Consider the following 8,534-nt stretch of genomic DNA (forward strand, 5'->3'; position numbering starts at 1 on the left):
AAGTGGGGAAGTGGGGAAGTGGGGAAGTGGGGAAGTGGGGAAGTGGGGAAGTGGGGAAGTGGGGAAGTGGGGAAGTGGGGAAGTGGGGAAGTGGGGAAGTGGGGGAATTTCAACTAAAACCCTAACACCCTAACACCCCAAAACCCTAACACCCCCCGCAACGCGTACGCAGTGACCACCCCAACACCCTATCACCCCAACACCCTATCTCCTGACGACCGACGACCGACCCCTGACTCGGAGAATACTAATAGAATAAGATCACTTATGCTCTAATTCTTCTTTTTCCAGTTGCACTTCTGGAGCTTCCTCAATACTAGGATAGGTAATCAAAGTTTTGTGGAAACCAAAATGAGTCAGCAAACGTTTAATCCCACCGAGAATACCATCGGGAAGCACTGTCACCACAATTAGGAATAATGCCCCTTGGAAAAATACCCAGACTTCCGGAAATTGTTCGCTTAAAAAAGTTTGGGCCATGCGTACTAATAAAGTACCGATAACTGCCCCCACAAGGGTAGCACGTCCCCCCACAGCCACCCAAATCACCATTTCAATGGAAAAAGCCACATCCATAGAGTTAGGAGTGATAATTCCCGTTTGCACGGTATAAAGAGCGCCGGCAACACCAGCAATTGCCCCAGAAATGGCAAAAACTAACACCTTAAACCAAGTAGGATCATAACCGGAAAAACGAACCCGCACCTCATCATCGCGAATGGCGACTAATAAGCGCCCAAATCTGCCCGTAGTTAACCAACGACAGAGGAGATAAATAGCCAGTAAACAGACAATTGTGAGTAAATAAAAGGCCACTTGAACGGAATCGGAACCCACCAGTAACCCGAAAATTGTTTGGGTATCGGTTTTTAAGCCATTAGTGCCGTTAATTAACTTTTGTTGACCGTTAAAAAAGTTAAAAAATACCAGTAAAGCCGCTTGGGTCAAAATCGAGAAATAAACCCCTTTAATGCGATTGCGGAAGATTAAATAACCTAATAATGCCGCCACGATCGCTGGTACAATAATTAGGGCTAGAATTGTCAAAGGTAGGGAATAAAAAGGTTGCCAAACAAAAGGTAATTCTGTCACCCCGTAGAGAGTAAAAAATTCGGGCATTTGTCCCGGTGGTAACTGAAGATTTAGGTACATGGCAAGAGCATAACCACCGAGGGCGAAAAAAATGCCATGACCAAGACTTAATAAACCCGTATAACCCCAGATTAAATCTATCCCCAAAGCGACAATAGCGAGGGAAAGAAATCGCCCCAATAAACGCAAGCGGAAAGCCGACAAAGCTAAGGGCAGCAACAGCGCAAAGATGACCACCAATCCAACAATAACAGCGATTTCCGTGATTAACTTTTTCTTTTCCCGTTGTCGGGATTCGTTTCTAGTGATGGTTTCGGTAATCATAATCTATAACTCGGCAGTACGTCCTTTAGGAGGAAAAATTCCCGCAGGCTTGAATTGCAAGAAAGCAATAATTAAAGCAAAAATCATCACTTTTGCCATGCTAGTGGTGGAGAAAAAGGTGAAGAAATCCGTTAGGGGTTTTAGTGCTGCCACGGAACCAAAAATCAGGGCAAAAGTTCCCGAACCAATTAAATAATTAGCCACACCAATCGCCATGGCTGCGATAATAGTTCCTAGGAGATTACCCACTCCTCCCACCACCACTACCATAAAAGTATCAACGATATAATTTTGTCCCACGTTTGGACCGACGGAACCCAAGAAACTAATCGCACAACCGGCAACTCCAGCTAATCCCGAACCGAGGGCAAAAGTCAAAGCATCCACTTGATTTGTCGGAATACCTAAACAGGAACTCATCTGGCGATTTTGGGTGACGGCACGAATGCGTAAACCCCAAGAAGATTTATTTAAAAACCAATAGGTTCCTAACAAACAAATGGCAGTTAAAATGATAATAAATAGACGGGTGTAGGGCATTTGAAAACCCGGTAAAGGTAAACCTCCCCGTAACCAAACTGGAGCGGTGACATCGACGTTTCTGGCACTAAACCAGGGTCTAGCGAGAACGGTATTAAAAGATAAAAGATAGCCTAATAATCCAGCGACAGCTAGGGATAAAGGCAGGGTGATACCAATAGCTAAATTGCGAATTCTCTCCCAATCTAAGCGACGACTTAACACCGTCATTGCCCCAAAAAATAACAGACAGAAAACTATTAAACTAATTACTAATAAACCGTTGACACTTCTGACAAATTGCTGCAGAATTAAGCTGACTCCCCAAGTGGCCAGCAGCGTTTCTAGGGGTCTGCCGTACAGGAACCTAATCACCCCCCTTTCTAATAATAATCCCGCCAATCCTGACACTAAAAAAGCGATCGGTAGGGCAAATAAAACATAAGTATCAAAGAGGGGAGAACCGAAACCTTTAAAGATATTCTGCACCACAAAAGTACTGTAGGCCCCTAACATCATTAACTCACCGTGAGCGAGATTAATCACCCCCATCAGTCCGAAAACAATCGCTAGTCCTAAAGCGGCCAGCAATAGCACAGAACCGATGCTAATACCATTAAATAATCCTTCTAATAATGCTGACACTTTTCGTTATTCCTGTGCATTTTTAAGCTTTAAAAAGTGGGGTGAGCAGTAATGCCCACCTCACTCTCGTTATTGTCTGGAAAAACTCCTAAAACTATGATTTTTCCATTTTGAACTTACCACCCTTAGCCGGATCAGTCCAGTCACAGGCAAAGCCCTTAGTTTCGGGGACAAATTGGTTCCAGGGTTGCGGATCCACCACCCCCGGAGTTGACCAAATGATGTCAAATAGACCATCATCTCTCACCTGACCAATGCGGACGGTTTTGGAGATGTGATGATTGGGGAACATTTCCACCGGTCCTTCGGGAGCATCGAATTTTTGTCCGATGGCGGCGGCGCGAACTTTGTCGAGATCATCGGCGGTTGCCGCTTTTTCCACCGCTTGCTTCCAGAGATAGACCATGATGTAGGCCGCTTCCATCGGGTCATTGGTCACGCGATCCTCACCATATTTAGCTCGAAAAGCCGCAACAAATTTCTTGTTAGCGGGGGTATCTACGGTTTGGAAATAGTTCCAGCAAGCGTATTGACCGAGGAGATATTCCTTACCAATCTGTTTAACTTCTTCCTCGGCAACACTCACCGACATGACTGGATATTTATCGGGAGTTAAACCGGCCGCTTGCAGTTGTTTGAAGAAAGCCACGTTACTATCACCGTTGAGGGTGTTGAAAATAACGCCGCCATCGGGTAAAGCTTGCTTAATTTTGGTAATAATTGGGGTAACTTCCGTGTTACCTAGGGGTAGATAGTCTTCGCCCACGGTTTCGCCGCCTTTTACCTTTAACTGCTCTTTAATAATCGTGTTGGCAGTGCGGGGGAAAACGTAATCGGAACCGACGAGGAAGAATTTTTTCCCTTTGTTTTCCAGCAACCAAGTCACTGCCAGCTCGATCTGTTGGTTGGGGGCAGCACCAGTGTAAAAGATATTTCTAGAACACTCTTGACCCTCGTACTGGACGGGATACCAGAGCATATGGTTTTTGGCTTCAAACACGGGTAAAACCGCCTGACGACTGGCGGAAGTCCAACAACCGAAGACAGTCGCAACTTTGTCCTGATCGATCAGTTTGGTGGCTTTTTCGGTAAAAGTTGGCCAATCGGAAGCGCCATCTTCCACCACTGCCTCGATCTGTTTACCAAGAACACCACCCGCGGCATTGATTTCCTCGATCGCCAGTTTTTCCGCATCAACTACGCTGGTTTCACTGATGGCCATGGTGCCACTGAGGGAGTGCAGAATACCCACCTTAATTGTCTCTCCAGAAGTTGGGGCGGGACTAGCAGCTGGGCTAGGACTGGCCGTGGGGGTTTGGCTTTGATTGCCACCACAAGCTTTTAACAGAATACTGGTTCCCAGAGCGGCAGAACCGTACAGGAGAAATTTACGTCGTCCTAAATTTGACATGATGATCTTGAACTAACCTCGCTGACAATATTAGCTACTTCACACGGATGTTTTTGCTGAGGAGATTTTCGGGAATCTTTCTACGAATATCTGTGTGATATTACGGCTAGGTTAGCAGATTTTTTGTAATTTTCGCTACTTTTTGGATATTTTTTGTAATTTTTGCTACTTTTTCCCAAAAAATTAATGATTTTTATGGAATTTACCTAAGTTTTTTACCTATCAGGAGTCGGTCGGGGAAGTCATAATAACACAATACCTCGCGTGCCTGGAAAAAGTGCCAAAACCGTTTTATAGTCGGGCTTACAGTAATATTCAGCCAAACCTAATTAGGGTTTGCTGAATACATCTAAAAACCTTGCTGGCTAAGACTTTTAGACTTTTTGTCAATCAAAAAGTACCAGATATGGGAGTGATCGGGGGGAAAATTCCGGGACTTTTTCCCTGAAAATTAGGTAATTGACTAGGTGAAAATCGTAAAACCCCACACCCCACACCCCACACCCTGCCCCCAGGAAAAGCTTTTTGCCGCAAACCCAATTATCAATCCGAATCTGGCCAAAGCAGCCGGACAGCAAGCAGCGCAAAACCAATGGCCGCTATCGCTTTTAATATCTTAGCGGGGAATAACTGCGCCATACTGCCGCCCGCAAGGACTCCTAAGAAACTGGTGCAGATTAAGGCGGTAATTGAGCCAAAAAAGACAGCTTTAGGTGATTTGGAACTGCCACCGAGAGCGATCGCTACTAATTGACTTTTATCGCCTATTTCTGCCAAAAAAACCGTGATAAATGTCAGTCCGAATAATTGCCAATTCATAAATTCTAGGGAGTGGGGAAGTGGGGAAGTGGGGAAGTGGGGAAGTGGGGAAGTGGGGAAGTGGGGAGGTGGGGAAGTGGGGAAGCTGTCTCATCACCCTATCAACCCAAAACCCTATCACCCTATCTCCTGACGACCCACTCCTGAATACTGACTCCTGAATACTGATAACTGATTGATTAGAGAATATCGCTGATGAGTAAACCAGTGATCAAAAGGAGAAGGATAGCGACACCGATATCTAAAGTTTTCGGGGAAAGACGACGAGCAATCCAATAACCGATCAGGACACCGAGGAGACTGGTAGCGATTAAAGCGCTGGCTGCCCCGGCAAAAACTACCCAGGGGGATTGGGATTCGGCGCTGATGAGAAGGGTGGCTAATTGGGTTTTATCGCCGATTTCAGCAAAAAATATGGTTAGGAAGGTGGAACTAAACACCGTCCAAAAACTCCAAGAAGGTGGATGATCTGGCTTTTTCTCGGTTGAGGCACTCAATTTGCTATCACTCATCGGCTAATTTAACAATATCGGGTTAAGAAATAATTTTCATACTTTTTTCATTTTAGCCCGACTGGTTTTCTGCCGATAGTTTCTGCTGTTGGGGGCGCTGTCTCCTCCCCCAATAGTTAAAAAACCCTAGTCGATCGAGGTAGAGTTTCCATCCTAGAGTTTAATAATTATTAGACTAGGACGAGCGCAAATCCCTTGGAGGTATAGCCCCTATGGCCAGTGAAAGTGTTGTACACGACAGAGATTATACTCTGATTATTGACAAAAGTGGCAGTATGTCCACTGCTGATAAACCCAGTGAGAAAACCCGTTGGCAAATTGCCCAAGAATCCACCCTCGCCTTGGCTAGAAAGTGCGAGGAAGTCGATCCGGACGGCATCACTATCTATCTTTTTTCTGGACGTTTCCGACGCTATGATAATGTCACTTCCGATAAGGTGACACAAATTTATCAAGAAAATGAACCCATGGGGAGGACAGACCTGGCAGCTGTGCTTCAAGATGCCCTCGATAATTATTTTCAGCGCAAAACTGCTGGCAAAACTAAACCCAACGGAGAAACTATTCTGGTGATTACCGACGGAGAACCAGATGATCGCAAAGCGGTGATGCGTCAAATTATCGAAGCTTCTCGAAAACTCGATAGCGATCAAGAATTAGCTATTTCTCTGATTCAAGTAGGCCATGATCGACAAGCAACCGAATTTCTTAAAGCTTTAGACGATCAACTAGAAACGGCCGGGGCCAAATTCGATATCGTTGACACGATTACTATCGATGATATGGAAGATATGACCCTAGCGGAAGTTCTTCTCAACGCCATCACTGGTTAATTTCTGCCGGAGTAGGGGTGAAGATATATCACCCCTACTCAAGGAGGATTTAACTGCTAGTCAGGGCGACCAATTTATCTTTTTCCTCATCGGATAATTGATCCGATTGTCCGGTGATTTGTTTGTAGATTTTTAGATATTCCAAAGCGGATTTATACCAACTAAAATCTTGAGTCATTGCCCGTTGCTGTAGTTTTTGCCAATCCTGTTTATAACGGAAACTTTCCCAAGTCCGGATCATACAGGTAAACAGGTCTAAAGGTTCATAGCGATCGAAACTAAATCCTGTTCCTTTTTCCTGAATCGGGTCGTGGAAAGATACCGTATCGACTAAACCACCGGTGCGGCGTACCATGGGAATACAACCGTAACGCATGGCCATTAATTGGGAAATGCCGCAGGGTTCAAAACGGGAAGGCATTAACAAAGCATCGGCCCCCCCATAGATGCGACGGGAAAGGGCATCACTATAGAGAAGATGCAGGGACATTCGCCCCCGGAAACGGGAAGTCATCTCCCACAGTTGGGTTTCATAATAGCGATCGCCTGTACCTAAAATAATCAATTGAGCATCAGTATAGGTGAGAAAGCGATCTAAAATTTGCATCACTAGATCAATACCTTTTTGTTCCACCAAACGCGTCACCATCGCCATGACAAAGGCACTTTTACTGACCTGTAGCCCCACTTCTTCTTGCAGGGAAATTTTATTGATCAGACGTTTTTCGATGGTTTCTGGGGTAAAATTCTGCTTAAGATAAACATCTTTAGCAGGGTCATACACCTCCGTATCGATGCCGTTGACAATCCCCACCAGATTGCCGGAAATATAGGACAATAATCCCTCTAAATTTTCGCCATAAATGGGGGTCTGTATTTGACGAGCATAGGTGGGAGAAACGGTGGTGATGCGATTAGCAAATTGAACCGCCGCGGCCATGGTATTATCGCCCTGCATATACCAAGGACACCAAGTCATTTTTTCTAATGCCTCCCGCCAAGGCCCCTGGTAGGCGAGATTATGGATAGTAAAAACGGTGCTAATATCGGGGTCTTGGTGCATCCAGACGGGAATCATGCCCGTATGCCAATCATGACAGTGAATAACTTGCGGTTTCCAGTAATTCCATGCGAATTCCGCCGCACCATTCGCAAATAGGGTAAATCGCCAGGCCTCATCTTCGCCTCCGTAGATATTGCGTCCAGAGAAAGCTAGATGACCAAAGAGGTAGAGAGGAATATCCGTATCGGGTAAAACCGTCTCATAGACTAAAAAATCATGAAACATGGCGAATCCTGACCAAATGGGTTCGGAAGGGATGTCCATTTTTTCCTGAAGAAAACCGTAGTAGGGCAGAAAAATCCGCACGTCATGACCTAGCTGACGCAAGACTTTCGGTAATGCCCCAATTACGTCCCCCATTCCCCCAACTTTGGCAATTGGGGCGGCCTCGGCACCCACAAATAGAATTCGCATACTCTTCCCGCTTTACTTCACGACGACAAGAAATTTTAACAGATAAAACCCCCCTAGCAGGATTTGCCAGCAGGTTATTATCGGATTAGCCTAGATTTTTCTTTAACCAACCAGAGAGCCCACGAGGGGCATAATTAGCTGTTTTGGACATTATTAAGTTTTGTCGCCTTTTTATTAAGTTTTAGCTGCTCGGCACCGATGCTGTCTGCTATTGTCGATTTAACCGACATTCCGCACATCTTCATATACTTTTATATATTTTTACATTCCCCAAGATGTTTTGACGAAAAACCTTCATTGTAGAAACTACTATTGAGAACATTTTCAATAATTGATTTTTTCTGAGAAAAAAATTAAAATTCTTCACCATGATAAAAATCAATCATTGTAGCTATAGTCCTTACTGGCAATGGATTGTAAGCAATATATTAGTAAAAATTATCAATTGAATGTTAATACTAAATCTGGTTATTAAAAACTGATTATTTATCCCCCCTTTTGCCTCTTGCATGAGTGCCTTTTGCCTGTCCTTATAAGTAGCCTATACTCAACGGATTTAGTATTGTAAAGTTTTGTAAAAAATATACGCAAATAACAGCAAACAACTGCTACTGTGGTTAGTGCCAGTTTACCTTACAGTTGAAACTATGAGATTATGCCAAGAAAAAGGGGATCAGTTATGACACTACTTGGAGGATGTGGAATCGATATCAGTTACAAGGAAAACGTCTGTATTCAATAAGACGAAGAACAAGAAAAACCGAATATTTAATTAAGTGCTTCGAGGAAGAACATGAAATTAGTTCAAAGACATCTAATCAAATTTAATAAAAATGAATTTTTAGCATTTGATAAGTTGGCATTTTTATCAAAGAATCTTTATAATTGTGCTGTCTATTTAA

Annotated in this window: 8 protein-coding genes; 2 read left to right on the plus strand and 6 right to left on the minus strand. The window is 44.1% G+C overall.

Annotated features, from left to right (window positions below; translation table 11 throughout):
- Positions 1-261: 261 nt before the first annotated feature.
- The 4 genes from urtC to EWV84_RS18360 all read right to left on the minus strand — a co-directional run bounded on the left by urtC (position 262) and on the right by EWV84_RS18360 (position 4,810).
- Positions 262-1,416, minus strand: coding sequence for an urea ABC transporter permease subunit UrtC (gene urtC / locus EWV84_RS18345; RefSeq protein WP_287079204.1), 1,155 nt, complete (start codon positions 1,414-1,416; stop codon positions 262-264).
- Positions 1,417-1,419: 3 nt separating this feature from the next.
- Positions 1,420-2,580, minus strand: coding sequence for an ABC transporter permease subunit (locus EWV84_RS18350; protein ID WP_287079205.1), 1,161 nt, complete (start codon positions 2,578-2,580; stop codon positions 1,420-1,422).
- 94 nt (positions 2,581-2,674) lie between these two features.
- Complete coding sequence (gene urtA, locus EWV84_RS18355; RefSeq protein WP_287079206.1) at positions 2,675-3,991, minus strand: urea ABC transporter substrate-binding protein; 1,317 nt, start codon at positions 3,989-3,991, stop codon at positions 2,675-2,677.
- Between the two features lie 543 nt (positions 3,992-4,534).
- Positions 4,535-4,810 (minus strand): TMEM165/GDT1 family protein, encoded by a 276-nt coding sequence (locus EWV84_RS18360; RefSeq protein ID WP_002732425.1) that lies wholly within the window; start codon positions 4,808-4,810, stop codon positions 4,535-4,537.
- A gap of 20 nt (positions 4,811-4,830) precedes the next feature.
- Here EWV84_RS18360 and EWV84_RS18365 point away from each other — a divergent pair, with 20 nt between their 5' ends.
- A complete protein-coding gene (locus EWV84_RS18365) occupies positions 4,831-4,971 on the plus strand; it encodes a hypothetical protein (RefSeq protein ID WP_287079207.1) in 141 nt (46 codons plus the stop codon).
- Between the two features lie 18 nt (positions 4,972-4,989).
- On the opposite strand, the gene EWV84_RS18370 is transcribed toward EWV84_RS18365, so the two are convergent.
- Positions 4,990-5,322: a TMEM165/GDT1 family protein gene (locus EWV84_RS18370; protein ID WP_287079209.1), complete on the minus strand. Its 333-nt coding sequence runs from the start codon at positions 5,320-5,322 to the stop codon at positions 4,990-4,992.
- 212 nt (positions 5,323-5,534) lie between these two features.
- Between EWV84_RS18370 and EWV84_RS18375 the strand changes: the two genes are divergently transcribed.
- Positions 5,535-6,155, plus strand: a complete 621-nt coding sequence (locus tag EWV84_RS18375) for a vWA domain-containing protein (RefSeq protein ID WP_287079210.1) — start codon at positions 5,535-5,537, stop codon at positions 6,153-6,155.
- 49 nt (positions 6,156-6,204) lie between these two features.
- Here EWV84_RS18375 and glgA read toward each other — a convergent pair whose 3' ends face one another.
- The gene (glgA, locus tag EWV84_RS18380; RefSeq protein ID WP_287079212.1) at positions 6,205-7,632 is read right to left on the minus strand and encodes a glycogen synthase GlgA; all 1,428 of its coding nucleotides are present in this window, start codon (positions 7,630-7,632) and stop codon (positions 6,205-6,207) included.
- Between the last annotated feature and the right edge of the window lie 902 nt (positions 7,633-8,534).

Origin of the sequence: Microcystis sp. M_QC_C_20170808_M3Col (assembly GCF_007095505.1) — a bacterium.
Taxonomy (GTDB): domain Bacteria; phylum Cyanobacteriota; class Cyanobacteriia; order Cyanobacteriales; family Microcystaceae; genus Microcystis.